Source organism: Haliscomenobacter sp., assembly GCF_033763495.1.
In the GTDB taxonomy this organism is placed as follows: domain Bacteria; phylum Bacteroidota; class Bacteroidia; order Chitinophagales; family Saprospiraceae; genus Haliscomenobacter.
Map to the genome: position 1 here is coordinate 24,028 of NZ_JANRKL010000180.1, position 18,992 is coordinate 43,019.

An 18,992-nucleotide genomic window follows, 5' to 3' on the forward strand; every position below is an offset into this window, starting at 1 on the left:
AAGTCGCTGCGACAGCCCACTGCTAAAGTCTAAAATCATGTATTCTTAACTCACGTACTCAAAAAATAAAATAGCATCAATTGATCCTTTCCTTCACTCCCGGCAAGGCCGGCAAGCTTGTTGTTGGCCGATCCATGTAAAAATAAGCCGTCGAAGAATAATCATCCCGTCGATAAAAATTCACCCAGCCATCCGGAAAACCCGCATCAAAAATATCTTTGGGTTGATCCAACAAACGGATCGTTTTGTCTCCGGCCAGCACCATAATTGGCTTTAGGGGCGCATTGTTTGTAAGCAGTCGACGAATGTAGTCGCGCATTTCACCACCCATTTGTTGGATAGCGCCGCTAAAATGCTGGAAAAAGAACACCTGATCGGGTACGTGAAAGCGGTAAAATGCGTATTCCCGGGTACTGTCGTTGGCCACGGTACAGCCCTGATACAGGTTGGTGTACACCCCCAGGCCCCAGGCAGTGCCAATGTAATCTTCAGTACCTGTGCCAACGTAAGAAGGGTATTGCGCGTCGCCATCCATGTACAACTTGACCTCGCCTTCACACCAACCCGTATTTTCATAACAAGCATCTGTTTTGATGCCCATATTTAGCCCCAGGTAACGCCCTTTGCCTTCGATGCGGGGCAAAAATTCAAAATCCTTGCCCAGTTCCGAGCTTTTTTGCCGGGTCCAAAAGGCATGAAAATACAGGGCATCCGGCTCAGGTTTTTTCAACTCCACGAAGTCAATGTCGTAAAAGATCATCTCGTTGGCCAGTTCACTTTCATTGGTAATGGTGATTTTGGCCCCCGTTTTAAAGGGCATGCTGATGAAACAGTTGAAAGACCGTCCTTCAGGATTTGCAAAAAGCGCAGTTTCCATGCGGACCACTTTGGCCAATCCAAAGCCGAAAAAATCGCCAAAAGGCACATCTACTGCGGGTTTGCTTTGCCCATCCCAATACATGCGCAGCCGCATAGCGCGCAGCATTTCGGGCGAGCGGTCCCGCACCGTGAACCACATGCGCTGGATGATGCCCGGTCCTTTGAGGTCTAACAGGGTTTTGGTTTCGCCTGCTTTAAATTCTTCAAAGGCGTGACCTTTGGCACCTTTATTGATTTTGCCACCATTGTTGATTACCCCATTGAAGTTCTCGAAGCTGCTGATGCTGCTGCGTTTGACATTCTTTGGTATTTGGTGGAGGCTTTGGCCCTGGAGGAAAAAAGTGAAAGCCAGACTGATAAGGACAAAATAGTGACGCATGGGTTGTAAGGTTGGTTGTAGGTTTTGTAGGTATCTTTGTGAACTTGTTGCAACTATAAAATTGAGCTACAAATTGCAAAAAAAGTATAAATCAGATTACCAACTTCGTTTGTAGCTGCAAAATTATTTTTGACATTCCCATTCCCAGTTTCTGACCAACAGAACACGTAAAACATTCCATTAAGCATGACAGCCCCCTCTGTGACCTTCTTCACTTTCGCCAACCACAGTTCCGCTTATTTTTGACAAAAATTCCACATGGACCTCCTCCAAACTATATTCCTCGCCATTTTAGTCGCCTTTTTGGGTTTTAGCCCTCCCGGTATGCTCAACATGACCGCTTTGAAGATCAGTCTGGAACACCCCGGGCAGCAGGCCTTGCGCTTTGTATTGGGTGCCTCCAGCGTCATCTTCGTTCAAGCTTTGATCGCGGTGACCTTTGCCAAGTTTTTGGCCAACAACCCGGCCCTGATCCATTACCTCAGCTATGCCGCGATTGGTGTATTCCTGCTTTTGGCCTATTTCTTTTACCGACAGGCCCGCCGGAAAATCCAGCTTAAATTGAAGGGAAGTGGCACGCAAAGCTACTGGGCCGGTTTCAGCATGGCCTGGATGAACATGCTGGCGATTCCCTTTTTTCTGGGCTATTCTACCATTCTGGAAGCGAAGGGGGTATTGGAAACCCAGGCGCCGCACAATTGGTTGTTTGCCCTTGGGGCCATGGCTGGGGCGTTTATGCTCTTTATGCTCTATGTTTCCTTTGCCCGGCTCATCCAGCAGCGGGTTCAATTCATTGCCCGGAATATCAATTACATCCTGAGTGCCTTGTTTTTGGTGCTGGCTCTGACAACGATCTATTCTATTTTGAGCGGTGGGTGATCGGGATTGAAACTGCACAATCAAAGAACCCTATTGCATACCCCACTCGCCTTGCTGGTGCTAATTTTACCCTCATCAAATTCGCAAAAAACAACAGCATGGCCAATCTTCCCAAAATAGTCACCACCCTGGGTATCCTTTTGATCCCTTTACTCAGTTTTGCCCAGCGTCCTTTTCTGGATAAAAGTGGAGGGGCAGCCAAAATGATGGTGCAAAACAAACCCTTCATCATGCTTGGCGCTGAAATCCACAATTCGACGGGTTCGGATACGGCCGGATTGAAAAAAGTGCTCAAGCAAGCCAAGGCCTTGAACATGAACACCATCCTGGCCTACGCCTACTGGGAGTTCATTGAGCCTGAAGAAGGCAAGTTCAACTTTTGGCTGCTGGATCAACTCTTGCAGAGCGCACGGAAAGAAAAACTAAAAATAGCCCTCGTTTGGTTTGGAAGTTGGAAAAGCACCACTTCCTCCTATGCCCCCGCCTGGGTAAAAACCAATCCCCAACGCTTTCCCCGCCATACCCTGGCCGATGGCAAAACCCTGGAAATTCTCTCCCCGTTTAGCGCCGCCAATCGCGATGCCGACGCCAAAGCCTATGCAGCGCTGATGCAACACCTCGTCGCAGTTGACAAAGAGCATACGGTCATCCTGCTGCAAACCGAAAACGAACCGGGTTGTTTCCAGGGCTACCGGGATTATTCCCCCGCCGCGCTCCAAGCCTGGAATGCCGCCGTGCCTGCCCCGGTCACCACTTACCTCAATGCCAACAAAGGGAAACTGTTTCCAGCCCTGGAAAAGGCCTGGGCAAACAATGGATACAAAATCCAAGGAACCTGGGAAGAGTTATTTGGCAAAAGCAGCGCCGAAGGTGAGTACCCCTACTACAGCGAAGAGTTGTTTATGGCCTATCATTATTCCACTTACATCAACCATGTTGCTGCGCAGGGCCGGAAGATATTGGACTTGCCGACCTTTTGCAATGGTTGGTTGTACAACAAACGGGGAACTTACCCCCACGGCACCATCAACCCCCACGTGCTGGACCTGTATCGGGCGGGCGGCACTGCGCTGGATTTTTACTCCCCCAATGTGTATACCATCGATTACGACGATTTGTTCAGCAAATACAAAACGGGGGGCAATATCCTGTTCATCCCGGAAAGTTTGCTCTCGCCCGCTGGGGTGCTGTACGCCATTGCCGAATACGATGCCATTGGTTTTGCCCCATTCGGAATCGATGGCTGGAACCGCAACGACGAACAAGTCAAAACCAACCTGAAATTGCTCACTGAGATCAACGGAACCCTCCAACAGATGCAAGGCTTGATCAGCTCCAAATTCAATTCGTCACAAATGCGCGGCGCCTACTTCGCTCCCCCCGCCCGCAACAAGGAGATCGAGCTGGGTGATTACAAACTAAGCATTGGCTCTTCGGCTGATTTCCGCTTCAGCATCGATTTTGGCAAATCCCTGGAACAAGTGGGCAAACAAGTCATTTCCTTTGCTGCATTGTCTGGTCAGGACGATCCTGCTCCTGGGCCCAATACGCCGCCAGTGGACAAACCTGCTCCGCCTGCCTCGCCCTTTGGTGGTTTGCCCAAAGACATGGGAGCAGCCTTGATCATCCAAAATGCAGCGGATGAGTTTTACATCGTCGGCTACGGGGTCAAACTCAATTTTGCGCTAAAAGAAGGTATCAGCTTCAATCACCTGGGCTTTCTTTCCATTGACGAGGGCTATTTCAAGCAAGATCAATTCATCGCCACCAAACGTTGGAATGGGGATGAGCAAAAGGTGAGTTTGTCGGGGCAGCAGTTGTCGGTGTTGAAGGTAAGGTTGTATCGGATTTGAATATATGGTTTGGAGGAGGATAAGGCGATTACGCATACATAAACGCCTCATCCTCTTCCGCCATCTTCCTTACATTCTCCAAAACCCTCTTCATATACACCCGCCAAAACGTCTTGGTGAACAACCAGTTTAAAGGGTACAACCAGACCACTTCGGCGTGTAAGGTATAGGTGTATTCGATCAAAATCTTGCCTGGTTCCAATTCCGTCGTCCGCCATTCCCCTACAAATTTGGAAAAGCCCAGCATCCAGGCTTTGAACTCGCTCACCTCTATATTCCAATATTGATTTTCGATGCGTTCGATGACCCGATCCATGGAGGCTTCGCCACCAGGCTGGCTAAAGGAGGGCGCTACAAATACCCTTTTGCTGCTACCGGGCTGGCCCCAGTCTTCGTCTTCGGTGCAATGGGTAACTTTTGGCATGATGCCGTAGCCAGTATGCACTTTGGATACGTCACAAAGCATGGGCGCTTTAAAGGCGCGCTCCAGGGAGCAGTGGTAGATGGTTTTGAGGGTAACGGTTGTGGTCATGTGGCTGAATTTTTGTTTTAAGCCTACTTGTTAAATCAAAGCGGCAGGAGGGTAAAACGAACTTGAAACTTATATTATCCGTTATTGGTTTCAGTTTAAAAGCTTATCCGCTATCTTTATAAAAAGCATAACAAAGGCATTTTATTTTGCTATAAAAAACAAAGCAATGGCTTACATTATGGTGGACGTCGAAACAGACGGCCCAATCCCCGGTGATTATTCGATGATTTCCCTCGGTGCGGTACTGGTAAAACCAGAACTGAACCAGACCTTTTTTGCACAATTTCAACCCATTTCAGAACAATTTGTGCCCCAAGCTTTGGCCGTTTCGGGCTATTCCCGGGAGCAAACCCAGGGTTTCCCAAAGCCCGTGGGAGAAATGCAACGTTTTAAAGATTGGGTAAACGAGGTCTGCCCCGATCGCCCCATTTTTATCAGCGACAACAATGGTTTCGACTGGATGTTCGTGTGCTGGTATTTTCATCATTTTTTGGGCGAAAACCCCTTTGGCTACAGCTCACAGAACCTGGGTAGCTTGTACAAGGGCCTGGTCAAAGACAGCTTTGAGAACTTCAAACACCTGCGCATTAGCCCCCATACCCACCATCCGGTGGATGATGCGAGGGGAAATGCTGAAGCATTGTTGGAAATGAAAAAAATGGGGCTGAAGCTGAAGTTGTAATTTACTACCTTTATGCCCCTAACCAATCAACAACCATGAAATTCGGAACCAAAGCCATCCACGCGGGCATTGAGCCAGATCCATCCACTGGCGCGGTAATGACCCCGATATACCAGACCTCGACGTATGCACAGGAAGCACCTGGCGTACACCAGGGTTATGAATACGCTCGTACCCAAAACCCCACCCGTTCAGTTTTGGAAAAAAACCTCGCTGCCCTGGAAAATGGCCAGCATGCGGTGTGCTTCAGCAGTGGGTTAGCGGCAATGGACGCGATTATTCGTTTGCTGAACCCGGGCGACGAGCTCATTTCCAGCAATGACTTGTATGGCGGTTCTTATCGCCAGTTGGTAAGGGTACATGGGCGTTACGGGCTGGTCTCTCATTTTGTTCCCATGCAGGATTTGGGGAGTATTGCGGCCAAAATCAACGCCAAAACCCGGATGTTGTGGATTGAAACCCCCACGAACCCCATGCTCAGTTTGGTGGACATCAAGGCGGTGTGTACGCTGGCCCGGGAGCAAGGCATCCTCACTTGTGTAGACAATACATTTGCCTCACCTTATCTACAAAACCCGCTGGATTTGGGTGCTGATATTGTGATGCATTCTGCCACCAAATACATTGGCGGCCACTCCGATGTGATTCATGGCGCAGTGATCACCAACAATGACTCAATCGCACAGCAATTGCGTTTTTTGCAAAATGCCATTGGAGCGGTGCCTGGTCCACAGGATTGTTTCTTGATTTTAAGGGGCATCAAAACCCTGCATTTGCGGGTGGAGCGGGCTTGTCAAAACGCGGAGAAAATTGCCCTGTTTTTGCGCAACCACCCCAAGGTCCGCAAGACTTACTACCCTGGTTTTAGCGACCACCCCGGGCATTCCATTGCCAAAAAACAAATGCGGCATTTTGGCGCCATGGTTTCTTTTGACCTGCATACCGACACCCTGGAATACGCTACAAACGTATTGTCCAATACCCAACTGTTCACCCTGGCCGAATCTCTGGGCGGTGTAGAATCACTGATTGGTCATCCGGCTACAATGACCCACGCCAGTATTCCGCAGGAAGAGCGCTACAAAGTGGGCTTGACCAATTCACTGATCCGCTTGAGTGTGGGTATTGAAGACGTGGAAGATTTGATCGAAGATTTGGCGCAAGCGCTGGATAGACTGTAAAAGTTGAAGAGTAGAAATGTTGAAGAGTTAAAGAGTTGCTGCCGCAGCGTTTTTGACAAGATTCTGTCCAAGTCGCTGTGGTAGCAGCTCTTCAGCTCTTCAACATTTCAACTTTTTACCTACATTTGCCTCATTACCTATGCAAAACCACAACTAGTGCTCTCGTTATTCCGCACCAATCAGATTTTGTCGACCATTTTTGTCCTGTTTTTTGCCGGCTTGATGTTGGCAGCCCCGGTATTGTTGCAGGTTGTAGATCAGCCCGGTGAGTACGGGATTTTTTTCCATTACCTGCAAGGGCTGATTCGTGGGAATAATACCTCTGCATTGTTCTTTGCATTGGGCTTTTTGTTTTTTGGGGCCTTTACGGTGAATTACATCGACCTCAACTTTCGTTTGTCCAAAGACATCAACATGATGCCGGGTTTGTTTTACGTTTTAGTGAGTTGTACGGCACCCCAATTGGGCATTTTTTCCCCTTTGCACGCTGCCAATTTCTTTTTGCTGCTTAGCCTCCACGAGCTGATGGATACTTTTAAGAAACAGTCAGTTGCTGATCGGGTATTCAACGCGGGCTTCTTTTTGGCCATTGCCAGCTTTTTTTATCCTTCCTATCTGGTTTTTTTACTGCTCATCTTTACGGGCTTAAACGTGATGCGGGGCTTTTCTTTCCAGGAAAGGATGATAGCACTTTGCGGCTTGATTGTACCCTATGTATTGCTGGGGGTTACCACCTTTTGGTTCAACCATTTCGACCTGTTCTGGAAATTGCAAATTACCCAGGCTTTTGGCTGGCTGGATTTGGTAAATACACCATTCACGGTTACGGTATTGCTGGTGGTTGCTGTATTTGTGATCCTTTTGCTCGCGGTGATCTTTCAACAAGGCAGTTTGACGGGCAAAAGGGTTATCCAATCTCAAAAGCGCATCAACTTGTTGTATTGGACCTTGTTCATCGCGATTCTGAGTGTGCCCATTCAAGCAAATGTACAATTGCAACAATTGATGATTCTGGCACCTGCGGCCGGACTGCTCAGTGGGATGTTGTTCAGTTCAATGTCGCGCAACTGGGCGGAGTTTTTGCACCTGGTCTGGTTTGCACTGGTGATGATTTTAAAGTATCAGGCCTTTATTTTTCCAGGATAATATTCATTTCAGTTCCTTACCTTTGCGCTTTCTAAGGGGCGAAAAAAAATAAGTTTTCATTTTGCCAAAGGATTAGATAAGTAAACGGTTCATTTTAAGTTTCTTATCTAATCCTTTGACTCAAAGAAAATGAAAACTTATTTTTGCCCCACTATTAAGGATATGCCATTCGCTATTCGCGGATGACCAAACGCTCAAACCATGAAATTCGGCATAGTTGTTTTTCCCGGCTCTAATTGTGATGATGACATGATGCACGTGCTCGGCAACGTCATGCAACAAGAAACGGTAAAGATTTGGCACAAAGAAACCCAATTGGACGGCTTTTCCGCAGGAGATTGTATCGTGTTGCCCGGTGGCTTTTCTTTTGGTGATTATTTGCGCTCTGGGGCCATTGCCCGCTTTTCCCCCATCATGGAGGCAGTGGTTGATTTTGCCAACAATGGCGGGCTGGTCTATGGCATTTGTAATGGTTTCCAGATTTTGTGTGAAGCTGGGTTGCTGCCTGGAGTGCTTTTGCGCAATTCCAATCAGCAGTACATCTGTAAAAATGTATACCTCAAAACCATCTCCAACAATAGCCCATTAACCGCCGGGATTCATTCTGGCCAGGTCCTAAAAATTCCCATTGCCCATGGAGATGGTCGCTTTTACGCCGACCCAGAAACGCTGGCCGAGTTGGAAGCGAACGATCAAATTTTATTCAAATACTGCGAACCAAACGGTGAAATCACCCCAGGTGCCAACCCCAATGGAGCCCTGGAAAACATTGCGGGTATTTGCAACAAACAACGCAATGTTTTTGGCATGATGCCCCACCCTGAGCGGGCTGCAGAAGACATCCTTGGAAACTCTGACGGCCACCGTTTGTTCGATTCTCTAGTGAAAATGACCCACATGTCGGCCTCAATGTAGTGGCGCGGACAGCCTGGCGTTTATATTCTTGAAATTGTTTTTGGGTTACAACCATTGACCAACCGAAGCTGTTTTGTAGAAGCCTGTTTAAGTTTAAAAAGACTTTCCCATGAGAATAGTTGCTTTTTTCTTTCTCTTGTTTTGCACATTTAGTGTTTCCGCTCAAATTGAAGACCCGGTTAAGTGGTCGACCAGTTTGAAGAAGTTGAGTGCAACTGAATATGAACTAATCTTTGTGGCCAACATTCAGGATGGCTGGAACACCTATTCTCAATACCTGGAAAGCGACGATGGCCCCGTACGTACCTCCTTCCACTACGACAAGGGCAGTTTCCAATTGGTAGGCAAAAACATCGAAGAGGGTGACCGCAAGGAAGGCCATGACAAGCTATTTGACATGAACGTCATCAAATTGCTGCATACTGCAACCTTCCGCCAAAAAGTAAAGGTAACTGACCCCTCCAAACCCATCACGGGCTATGTAGAGTACATGTGCTGCAACGACGAGAAGTGTTTGCCGCCGACCGAGTTTGCGTTCAAATTCATGTTGAACGATGCTGGGGCTGAAAAAAAAAAGGTAGGTAGCATTGAGGGAGATAAGGCAAAGGATACTCAAAATAAGAATGCAGCACCTTCATTAGCTACGGAAGAAGTGGCCAATGCTGATTTTAGAACTCCAGATGAATCGGGAACAGTAACGAATGGTATAAAAGAACCCGTCAAATGGCAAGCCGCCATTAAAAAACTGGATGCAGATACCTACCTGCTGACTATGACGGCCAATTTGGACAAAAATTGGAGCATTTATTCTCAACATACTGACGAAAATGGCCCAGTTCCTACCTCCTTTACCTTTACTGAAAGCAGCAATTACGCATTGGGGGGTGAGACTGTAGAGGCTGGGGACATTAAAGAAGTAAAGGATCCACTGTTTGGGGGTGTTGTGGTAAAAAAATACGCTAAAGGACCTGTGGTGTTTACCCAAAAAGTTAAGGTGACGGACCCTGGCAAACCTATTTCCGGCTATTTGAGTTTCATGGCTTGTGACTTAAATGAGTGCCTTCCCCCAACTGATGTGAATTTTTATTTTGTACCAGCAGAGCTGAGTGCATTAATTGGGGTGGAGGCAGATAAAGCGATTAATGGCGGGAACCCAGGAAATGTACCAGGGCCGCCCACCATCACCGACTTACCCAAACCACAATTGGATGCTCCCCTGGGGCTATGCGGGGATGAGGTAGAAAAAATAGATGCAAAAACCGGCTATTTCAAAATCTTTTTCCTTGGCTTTTTGGGCGGGCTTTTGGCTTTGTTGACCCCTTGTGTGTTTCCGATGATTCCTTTTACGGTGAGCTTTTTTACCAAAATGAGCCAGAATAAAAAGGGCAAACTCATTTGGAACGCTTCTCTGTATGCTATTTTTATAACCCTGGTATATTTGCTACTCAGCATTCCTTTCCATTTGATTGACAACCTGAATCCAGATATTCTCAACGATATTTCCACCAACGTGTGGCTCAACATCATCTTTTTTGCTGTATTTGTCTTTTTTGCTTTCTCCTTTTTTGGCTATTACGAAATTGCACTACCCAGTTCTTGGGTGAATCGCTCCAGCCAGGCTGAAAGTTTAGGAGGGATGATTGGAATCTTTTTCGCGGCACTTACCCTGGCCTTGGTTTCTTTTTCCTGTACCGGACCTATTTTGGGGTCACTATTGGCTGGTACCTTAAGCTCTGATGGTGGAGCATGGCAACTAACCGCAGGCATGGGCGGTTTTGGACTTGGACTTGCCCTTCCTTTTGCCGTTTTTGCAGCATTCCCCAGCATTATGCAAGCATTGCCAAAATCGGGTAGCTGGATGAATACCATCAAAGTGATTTTGGGTTTTCTGGAATTGGCTTTGGCACTCAAGTTTTTGTCAAATGCGGATCTCGTGAAACACTGGGAGTTATTGACCATCGAGCCATTCCTGGCCATTTGGCTGTTGATTTTCCTAGGTTTAGCACTCTACCTATTCGGGCTGATCCATTTCCCACATTATGGTAAAGAGCGCTCAAATGGAGTGAAGATTGGGCTGGGCTTAGTTTCCTTTGCCTTTGTAGTGTACCTGGGCTCTGGCTTCATGGTCAATCAGGCAACAAACTCCTATCGGCCTTTGACCTTATTGAGTGGAATGGCACCACCAGTGTGTTACAGTTGGTTCAAATCCTGTGATTGCCCCCAAGACTTGACTTGCTTCAAGGATTTGGAACAAGGCCTTGCTTATGCCCGCAAGGTCAATAAGCCCGTTATGTTAGACTTTACAGGCTATGCTTGTGTGAATTGCCGTAAAATGGAGGAACATGTATGGCCAACCAAGCCAGTGTATCCACTTCTGGAAAAAGACTACGTATTAATTTCTTTGTATGTTGACGATCGGCAAGAACTACCTGCTGAACAGCAAGTAGAAGTGAAGAACGCCTTAGGTGGTACCCGAAAACTGAGAACGGTTGGCAACAAGTGGTCTTATTTTCAAACCGAATACTTTCAGACCAATACTCAGCCTTACTACGTATTGCTTTCGCCTGATGGGCAGTTGTTGACCCAACCACGGGGCTACACTCCTGAGCAAGAAACCTACGCTGGGTTTTTGCAATGCGGCAAAGACGCGTTTACTCGTTTGTCGATGAAATAAGAAAATATCAGGAATTGCGGATTGTAGAGACGCATGGTTGTGCGTCTCTACAGTGCGTTGCGCCGCAGAAAATTATTGTCATTCCATCTCCAGCAGCACCTGATTTTTATTCACCGCTGCACCTTTCTCCACCTTTACTTTTTTCACTATCCCATCACCGGGGGATTTCAGTACATTTTCCATTTTCATGGCTTCGAGGATCAACAAAGAGTCTCCCTTCTGTACTTTTTGGCCAGCCTCCACCATTACATCTATCACTAAACCTGGCATGGGCGCCTTCAAGTCTTTAAACTTGGCTGTGGCCTGGCTGTGTAAGCCCAGGCGTTCAACCGTCTGGTCAAAATGGTCAGCTATTTTCACTTCATAGACCTCCCCATTGATCCGAAAGACAAAAGCCTTGGCCAGGTAGTCTACTTTTTCCAGGGTGGCCAAATAGGATTTTTCGCCGAGTAGCACATGAAAATGCCCATCATCCAGGCGGATGAAATCCAGGCCGGTTTTGGTCGCATTTTCCAGTACCACCTGACCATTGACGGATACCTGATAATTTGGTGTTTCCATAGGAATTAGCTGGTTCGGCCCAATTTCATCAAAAGGGCAGTTTCAAAAACGGTATAAATCAAATAAATGCCAAAAAATGGCACGATGAACAATTTGTCGCTGGGTTTTGCCAAAAAGAAATATCCAACTATGATCATCAAAGAAAACAACATCTTAATCATGGTTAAACCCATGAAAGCATTGGTAAATTGATGCTTGTTGGTACTGCGGGCCGCTATACTTCCATACCAAAATGCGAGCAGGGTAAACAGGGAAAAAAAGGCAAAAGTACCCCACGCAAATGCTGCGTGTACCTGAAAACCGGGCAGCAAATTGAGCAAAAACAACCCAAGTGCTGTGCACGCTGACACTATACCCAAATACAGCAAAAAGCGGGATTGATTCATGACTATGCAGTTGAAAAATGAATTCAACCGCAAAAGTACAAACCCGAAGGCATAATTAGGCAATAAGTAAATTTGAAGGAAAGGCAAATGTCAGCGCGGCGGCTGATTCTTCTTGTTGGGAACCAACAAATCCTTGAGGGTGGTATACAAGGCGGCAAAAATGGCCAATAAAGAAAGGGCTACGGTGAACCAGGGTTTAGGACTCTGAAAATAGGCATCCAGTTTTTGCCCCAACAAGGCCCCGATCAGAATAATGATGCCCATTTGGAAAGCCATACCCGAATATTTGAGGTAAACATTGGATGTGGCTTTCCCTTTGGAAGAATTAGATGGATCCTCTGGATCAGTTATTGGGTGCTTTGACTCCTTTTTCATCTTCTTTTTTGGCGACTTGTGGAGCTGCAGCTGATTTGGCCACTGGCGGCTGCCCACCCATGTTACAAGTCACGTTAAAGACGGCTCCGGTTTGAACCAGCAATTTTCCGGTAGTTACTTCCCCGCTCACCACGGCATTTTCGCGGATGTTGAGCAATTCGGCCACTACAATGGTGCCTTCAAATTTACCTTCAATCACTGCGTTGGCACAGCGGATTTCCCCCTCAATTTGGCCAGTTGGGCCAATCACCACTTTGGCGTCGCAGAAGAGCTTTCCTTTGATTAAGCCATCTACCCGGATGTCACTTTCGGAACGTACCGTACCTTCAACCACGGTGCCTTGTACAAGGCTGTTGAAAGCGTTGGGATTCACCGGAGCAACAGATCCATTGCGTGGCTTGTTGTTGGAATCTTTACTGCTAAACATTGCGTTCAATTTTGGTTTACGAATAATTATGACTGTTATAACGCTCCAAACCGAAATTCAGTGTTTGAAAGCGTTGTTGGTATAATCGGTCATAAAAATCAAAGTGGCAAGATACAAAGAAAATGGCAATTGCATCCTTGAGGAACCTTGAACTCTCTGCAAGCCCAATAAAAAAGGCCTCCCGCAACTATTTTTGTGACGGAAGGCCTTTTTTATGTGACAAAACTGCGGAGCGCAACCCTAACCCATGACTCGTGGGGTGTGGGTAAAGCGTGTCCACAATCCAGCCCATGACTTTAGTTGTGGGCTAAAATCGTAGGTTTTAGAAGTTTGGACAATAAACCCCACGGCGCTCCAAACCACAAATTTTATAAATCAAACTGAATTCAAACGCCCCTTGTGAATTGGAAGCAGGTTTGAGTTGAGAAACGTTGATGTCGTAGCTAAAGCCAAGGCTTAGGTCATTGAAGTCAAAACGCGTAGAGGCAATGATGGCATCGGTCAAATAACCTTGCTCCAGTTTATTGGCCACCCGGCCCCACAAACCCAGCTGAAATGCCTGGTAGCTGTCCTTAGATTGGTCCAGCATAAAGCGCAAACTTGCGCCAGCATTCACCTGGAAAGAAGGCCCCTGCCGCATTACGATGAAACCTGGCAAAAGCCCCATTTTTCCGCTGGAAGTAGGAAACTCGCCTCCTGCATGTACCGTCCAACGGGTAAAGATGGGATCTTCCTCTCCTTCAGTATCAAAGGATTGGTTGGCCCGGTTCAAGTGGTGAAAGGCACCTCCAATGTAGACGTTTTTATTGCCATTGCGGTGGAAGTACAACAGACCGGCAGCCATGTCGGCAAAAAGGAAGTTGTCGCGGTTGAAACGATCCTCTTGTGAAGGCAAAGTTGGGTCAAAGCCACCTTCTCCGTCGTGCTGGGTACCCCAACGCAGGTTCAGAAAGTCGATGCTGCGTTGAGCCAAACCAGCTTCGGCACCAGCCACTAAATAACCAGCTTTTTTGCGGCCACCACTGATTTGTTTGGAGAAAGAGCCGGAGATTTTTCCGGTCAGGGTAGCGAAATTGGCCTCACCAGCCTTATCGCCCCAGAAAGTACCTCCCACCCCAAAATAGTCATAACGGCCAACTGGAATGCGCTGGTCGTAGGAGACAGAGTAGGTTCGGAAAGAGTTGGTGCGCAGTACGCTGCCCCATTGGTTTCGATAGTTCACCGCAACGCGGGAGTTGCAATTCATCACCCCAGTCATCGCCGGATTGAGGTTGAGTGGCGACATATAGAACTGCGAAAAGTGAATGTCTTGCCCCTGCAAAACGGTTGCCCCCCAGATCAGCAGGCCCAACGCAAGTATTGATTTCCAGTTTTTCATATAGATAGCGAGGGTTAATAATCGGTTTTGAGTACGTACCTGGTCGAATTTCTGCTTTTACCCAAGCAATTCAACCAAGCTTGAAAACAAATATGAATTTTTTGAAATTGTGCTGCAAGTATACACAACTCTCCGAATAACTTTAATGCTCAAAGCTCTGAAAAATTCAAGTAAAACCAAAGTTTAACATTACTGTGAACTTTGATACCTTTTTCAGCAGTTAAGATAGTATTTTTTCACTGGTTTCACAACTGCACAAGCAAAACGTTGGAATAAATACTTGTATTGCCCCAGAGGGATTTCGGATTTGGGATTTCGGATTTCGGTTGGGGCATTAGGCCGGACAATGGTTTTCTACTGCACAAACTAAGTTTTTCAAACTTGAAATGCCTAAAAATGCCGGGAACGAAGTCCAGCCGAAATCCGAAATCACAAATCCGAAATCACATCACGGTTTTATCTCACCTGCCAGGTCAATCATCGCGGCGACTTCTTCAATCAGCGTTTCTGTGCCATTGAAGCCTACACTCATGAATTTGATGCGGCCATCTTTTCCGACGATGAACTTGGTCGGGATTCCCTCAACTTTATAACTACCGACGACCTTATTGTCATTGTCCATCAGCACATTGAAACTGTACTTGTTTTTTTCGATGAATTCAGCTGCGGCTTTTTCTTTGTTGTCGCCATTTTCCCAGGTATCGATGAAGAGGAATACCACATCGCTGCGGTTTTGGGTGGCTTCCAGCGATTTTTGCATGCCGGGGAAAGAGGCCTTGCAGGGGCCGCACCAGGTTGCCCAAAAATCGAGGATCACCACTTTGCCTTTCAGGCTACTCAGGGCTACTTCTTCTCCTTTGAGGTTGCGCAGTTTGAAATCAGGGGCTTCCTTATCAATCATCTTTTTGCGCAGCTCTTCCCGTTTGTGGGCTTTGGCGTCCGCTTCCAGGTTGGCCAGGTAACGTTGGGCGGCGGCTTCGGGGCTATTATTGGCCTGGAACAAACGTAGGAACTGGGTTTTCATCGCTTCGGAAGCTGTACCGTTGGTGATCAGCTTTTCCAGCATCGCTTCAGCTTCTTTGCCTCCCTTGGCTTTTTCCAGGTAGATGCAATAGCGCTCGTTGGTTTCTGGATCACTGAATTTCTGGGTTTCATTGTAAATCTGTTGGTACTCCAATGCTTCGGCGTATTTACCAGTGCGGTAAAGGCAAACTGCGTAGGTGTCGGAGAACATGCCGAGTGCACCTTGCAGGTTGTCTTTCATTTGTTTCGGGCTTGAATAAGCCGGTACATCTGCTTTATCGGTCGAACTTTGCAAGGACTTGATCAGGTCGATAGACTGTTTGGAATATTTAGCCGAACGCTCGGCGTCCTCTCTGCTCACCTCTTTGACGATGCCTTCGCCACACAATTGCCATGCTGCACTATTCAACAGGTTGGCTTTGCGGTTTTTGTCGGTGGTTTGATTGAGGTATTTTTCAAAATTAGCCCAATCTTTTTTACCCAAATACCCACTGGCAATCACTGAAGTAAGGCTGTTGTATGCACTTTTCTCAGTTGCTGTAAAGGGAAGCCCGGCAAGAGATTCGTACAAAGCCACCTTTTTGGCAAAATCCTTCTCCATGCCAACTGCTTCAATCTTTTCACTGCGCACCAGCATTCCTTTTGGGTACTTTTTCCGGATGTTGTTTCCCAGTGTTTCCAGCATGGCCTTGTCATCCAGAATTTTGTACACTGAGTAAGCATTGAACAAGTCTTGCTCGGTGGCTTTTTTGTCGTTGGTAAGGCCTTCGGCTATTTTTTTGGCTTCGGCCAGGGCAGCTTCATCTTTGGCTCTTTTGCTTTCTGCGGTGAAAAAGGAAAGCAGGTTTGCATCTTTACGGGCAGCGGGATTGCTGGCAAATTCTTCTTTTACCAGTGCAAGTCCAGCGGGCACATCGCGATCGGCATTGGCGTAATAACCGTAGCGGCCTTTGACTAGGCCAAGATTGCCTTTTACCCCTGGCAATAGGGCCTTGCGATCTGCCTTATACAAACTGAACCCATAACCTTTGCCCCCATTGTTGTCTTTTTCGCCATTTACTTCATTGGCTAAGGCAATGTAAAAAAGGTTGGCTTTGGCCGGAATGTTCAGTTTTGCTTTGAACATGCCTCTTTCTTGCACAAAATTAACGTCTTCGATATGGAAACGATCTCCGGTCGGATTATTGTTCAGGAAAAGTACAGTGGCCTTTAGGTCATTTTCGTTGGCAAGTATCGTTTGGTTTTGGTCGTAGGAAAGGGTAACGGTTTCGCCAGGAATTGGCTTTTCAGGGGAACATTGTAGTGCTTGAGCCTTAAGACCCAAAGTAGCAACGAGGGCTACTGCAAAAGTCAGGATTAATGATTTCATGTTTTGACAATAGGTTAGGAAATAGTGATTGTGATTTAGAATTGTCATGTATGTGTAAAAATAGAAAGTTTTTGATTTATTGTAGGTGCAGTGGTAAATATTGTCGGAAAAGGAACAAAATGAGGAATTTTTGTACAGGTAAGGGGCAATTTGCCCGTTCCGTCCTTAATTGCCATTTTCCCTTTTTTTAAATTTCCGCACATTCAATTACCTTAGGCGGAGCTTACTTGTCACAACAAAAACACGATGAACGCCAAACTTCAGATCGCCATCATCCTGGCGTTTTTTAGCCTTTGTATTCAACCCATCAGGGCACAGCAAGGCCTCTGTAAAGGTGCCTTAGGGGAAAATATTTTTAAGCGCGGTGATTTTGGCAGTGGTAGTGCCAACGTCCTCGGCATCGACCCCGGTATCGCCCCTGGTTACCGCTACAGTGCCTCAACACCTCCCAACGATGGCTTGTATGTCATCACCAATGGCAATGCCTCATGGGGCTCCTTTTCCGCATCATCCTGGGTCAAAACCAAAGACCGTAGTGCTGACCCCAACGGCTATTTTATGGTGGTCAATGCCAGTTTTCAACCCGGCTTGTTTTATCAGGACACTGTTGCCGTATGTGGCAACACGACCTACCAGTTTTCAGCTGACATCATCAACCTGATGTTACCCAGTTTTGTCGGATACATCAAACCCAATTTGTCTTTTCTGGTTGATGGCAAAGAAGTGTACAGCAGTGGTGATGTACCTCAGGATGCTTTCTGGCACACCTATGGTTTTAGTTTTACTACACCCCCGGATGCGAAACAGATTGTGCTGGCCTTGCGCAACAACGCACCTGGCGGGCTGGGTAACGACATAGGCCTAGACAATATCTCCTTTTTTCCTTGCGGCCCAGTCATCAAAATGCCCGATACAAGTTACATCTGCGTTAGTGATGTGTTCAAACTAACACCGATCATAGAGATAAACGATCCCAAATCCCTGGCTTACCAATGGCAGCGGAGTACAGACGCAGGCAATACCTGGACGCCGATCCTTGGTGCCAATAATTTGAGCATCGACATTCAAAAACCACGCGAAGGACAAACCTTTCGCTTGGCCGCTGCAGCGAGTGCAACCCAACTGAACAACCCATCCTGCAATTATTTTTCCTACTCAACGGTATTGGAACGAAAAAAAGCCCCCAAACCTAAAGAAATTGTCATTTGCCCAGGGGGCTCGGTCAATCTGGCTGGGCAAGTTTACCGTGACTCTGGCTACTACGATGTGGTGCTCAAAACACTTAGTGGCTGCGACAGCATTGTGGTACACCACATCATCATCGAAGACTTGAGCCGTTTCCGAATCAAGGGGGACAGCATCATTTGCCCCGAAAATATTTCGATTCTGGATGCGGGCAATTTTGCAAAATACCAATGGTCAACCGGGGCTACAACAGACACCATCAGCATTGAAACACCGGGTACTTTTAGCGTTTCGGTCACCTCAATACACGGCTGCCCCGCTAGCCACAGCCTACTTGTGCGAGCCCGGGAACTGCAAGGAACCATGACCGGAACCGATCCTAATTGTACCCAAGGCAAGGATGGCAGCATTAGCATCACCAATGTGAGTGGCGTGAACCGCCCCTTGGTGTATACCCTCAATGGTAAAGATTTTCAGCCAGAAAATACCTTTAAAGGCCTGGCTGCGGGTACTTACCAGGCCACGGTGCAGGCCAGCCCCGCCTGCAAACTCAGCAGCGTAGTAACCCTGAGGGACCCGGTAGCTTTTCAACTGGAGGACGCGGACAAAATCAGCCTCAAACAATTCGATAGTATTCAATTGAGCCCCCGGGCCAATCAGCCTATTGGCACTTATCGCTGGTCGCCAGCAGACGGTTTGAGTTGCAGTGATTGCGCCGCACCTTTTGCCCAACCTTTGAAAAGTGGCACTTATACCTTAATTGGCAGCAATACTTTGGGCTGCATAGATTCTACCAGCTTTGTTTTTGAGGTCATTCCTCGCCACAATACCTACGCCCCCAATGCATTTTCACCCAATGATGATGGTGAGAACGACTTTTTTACCCTTTTTTGTGATCGGGGAGTGGCGCGGATTGCCCACTTGAGCATTTTTGATCGTTGGGGAAATGAGGTGTTCCGCATCCAAAACGCCCGCCCTAATGCCACTGAAACACGTTGGGATGGCATTACCCGCGGTCAACCTGCTGCACAGGGCATTTATGTCTGGAGGGCCGATGTAGAATTTATTGATGGAGAAAGTGCCAGTCGCAGTGGGTCATTTTTATTGCTCAAGTGAAAAGTAGTAATTTTTTTGAGCATAAAGGCCAGTTTTTTATCACCAGTTCCTT

Annotated in this window: 16 protein-coding genes; 8 read left to right on the plus strand and 8 right to left on the minus strand. The window is 47.1% G+C overall.

The features are described 5' to 3' along the window. Nucleotides 1-76: 76 nt before the first annotated feature. Nucleotides 77-1,258, minus strand: coding sequence for a glycoside hydrolase family 172 protein (locus SFV55_RS19640; protein ID WP_320031246.1), 1,182 nt, complete (start codon nt 1,256-1,258; stop codon nt 77-79). Between the two features lie 258 nt (nt 1,259-1,516). On the opposite strand from SFV55_RS19640, the gene SFV55_RS19645 reads away from it, so the two are divergent. Continuing rightward, the gene (locus tag SFV55_RS19645) at nt 1,517-2,137 is read left to right on the plus strand and encodes a hypothetical protein (RefSeq protein ID WP_320031247.1); all 621 of its coding nucleotides are present in this window, start codon (nt 1,517-1,519) and stop codon (nt 2,135-2,137) included. Nucleotides 2,138-2,235: 98 nt separating this feature from the next. Next, a complete protein-coding gene (locus SFV55_RS19650; RefSeq protein ID WP_320031248.1) occupies nt 2,236-3,990 on the plus strand; it encodes a DUF5597 domain-containing protein in 1,755 nt (584 codons plus the stop codon). A 28-nt stretch (nt 3,991-4,018) separates the two neighbouring features. Here the strand turns inward: SFV55_RS19650 and SFV55_RS19655 are convergent, their stop codons facing one another. After that, the gene (locus SFV55_RS19655) at nt 4,019-4,522 is read right to left on the minus strand and encodes a hypothetical protein (RefSeq protein ID WP_320031249.1); all 504 of its coding nucleotides are present in this window, start codon (nt 4,520-4,522) and stop codon (nt 4,019-4,021) included. A gap of 166 nt (nt 4,523-4,688) precedes the next feature. Between SFV55_RS19655 and SFV55_RS19660 the strand changes: the two genes are divergently transcribed. The 5 genes from SFV55_RS19660 (at nt 4,689) to SFV55_RS19680 (ending at nt 11,120) form a co-directional block, all read left to right on the plus strand. Next, entirely contained in the window at nt 4,689-5,204 is a 516-nt protein-coding gene (locus SFV55_RS19660) for an exonuclease (RefSeq protein WP_320031250.1), read from the plus strand. A 35-nt stretch (nt 5,205-5,239) separates the two neighbouring features. Further along, complete coding sequence (locus SFV55_RS19665; protein WP_320031251.1) at nt 5,240-6,385, plus strand: cystathionine gamma-synthase; 1,146 nt, start codon at nt 5,240-5,242, stop codon at nt 6,383-6,385. Nucleotides 6,386-6,541: 156 nt separating this feature from the next. Then, a complete protein-coding gene (locus SFV55_RS19670; RefSeq protein WP_320031252.1) occupies nt 6,542-7,531 on the plus strand; it encodes a hypothetical protein in 990 nt (329 codons plus the stop codon). 201 nt (nt 7,532-7,732) lie between these two features. Beyond that, on the plus strand, nt 7,733-8,446 hold the full coding sequence (purQ, locus tag SFV55_RS19675; protein ID WP_320031253.1) for a phosphoribosylformylglycinamidine synthase subunit PurQ: 714 nt from the start codon (nt 7,733-7,735) through the stop codon (nt 8,444-8,446). A gap of 109 nt (nt 8,447-8,555) precedes the next feature. Next, entirely contained in the window at nt 8,556-11,120 is a 2,565-nt protein-coding gene (locus tag SFV55_RS19680; protein ID WP_320031254.1) for a protein-disulfide reductase DsbD family protein, read from the plus strand. A 78-nt stretch (nt 11,121-11,198) separates the two neighbouring features. On the opposite strand, the gene SFV55_RS19685 is transcribed toward SFV55_RS19680, so the two are convergent. The 6 genes from SFV55_RS19685 to SFV55_RS19710 all read right to left on the minus strand — a co-directional run bounded on the left by SFV55_RS19685 (nt 11,199) and on the right by SFV55_RS19710 (nt 16,639). After that, a complete protein-coding gene (locus SFV55_RS19685; RefSeq protein ID WP_320031255.1) occupies nt 11,199-11,681 on the minus strand; it encodes an acetyl-CoA carboxylase biotin carboxyl carrier protein subunit in 483 nt (160 codons plus the stop codon). Between the two features lie 5 nt (nt 11,682-11,686). Then, nucleotides 11,687-12,067 carry a hypothetical protein gene (locus SFV55_RS19690; RefSeq protein WP_320031256.1) on the minus strand — a complete coding sequence of 127 codons (381 nt, stop codon included), beginning with the start codon at nt 12,065-12,067 and terminating at the stop codon, nt 11,687-11,689. A gap of 90 nt (nt 12,068-12,157) precedes the next feature. Next, nucleotides 12,158-12,442, minus strand: coding sequence for an AtpZ/AtpI family protein (locus SFV55_RS19695; RefSeq protein ID WP_320031257.1), 285 nt, complete (start codon nt 12,440-12,442; stop codon nt 12,158-12,160). Continuing rightward, nucleotides 12,411-12,869, minus strand: a complete 459-nt coding sequence (locus SFV55_RS19700) for a polymer-forming cytoskeletal protein (protein WP_320031258.1) — start codon at nt 12,867-12,869, stop codon at nt 12,411-12,413. Before SFV55_RS19700 ends, SFV55_RS19695 begins: the two co-directional genes overlap by 32 nt. Before the next feature lie 322 nt (nt 12,870-13,191). Then, nucleotides 13,192-14,247, minus strand: coding sequence for a PorP/SprF family type IX secretion system membrane protein (locus SFV55_RS19705; RefSeq protein ID WP_320031259.1), 1,056 nt, complete (start codon nt 14,245-14,247; stop codon nt 13,192-13,194). 448 nt (nt 14,248-14,695) lie between these two features. Further along, nucleotides 14,696-16,639, minus strand: a complete 1,944-nt coding sequence (locus SFV55_RS19710; protein ID WP_320031260.1) for a TlpA disulfide reductase family protein — start codon at nt 16,637-16,639, stop codon at nt 14,696-14,698. Nucleotides 16,640-16,885: 246 nt separating this feature from the next. Here SFV55_RS19710 and SFV55_RS19715 point away from each other — a divergent pair, with 246 nt between their 5' ends. Further along, nucleotides 16,886-18,940, plus strand: a complete 2,055-nt coding sequence (locus SFV55_RS19715) for a gliding motility-associated C-terminal domain-containing protein (protein WP_320031261.1) — start codon at nt 16,886-16,888, stop codon at nt 18,938-18,940. The last annotated feature ends 52 nt before the right edge of the window (nt 18,941-18,992 follow it).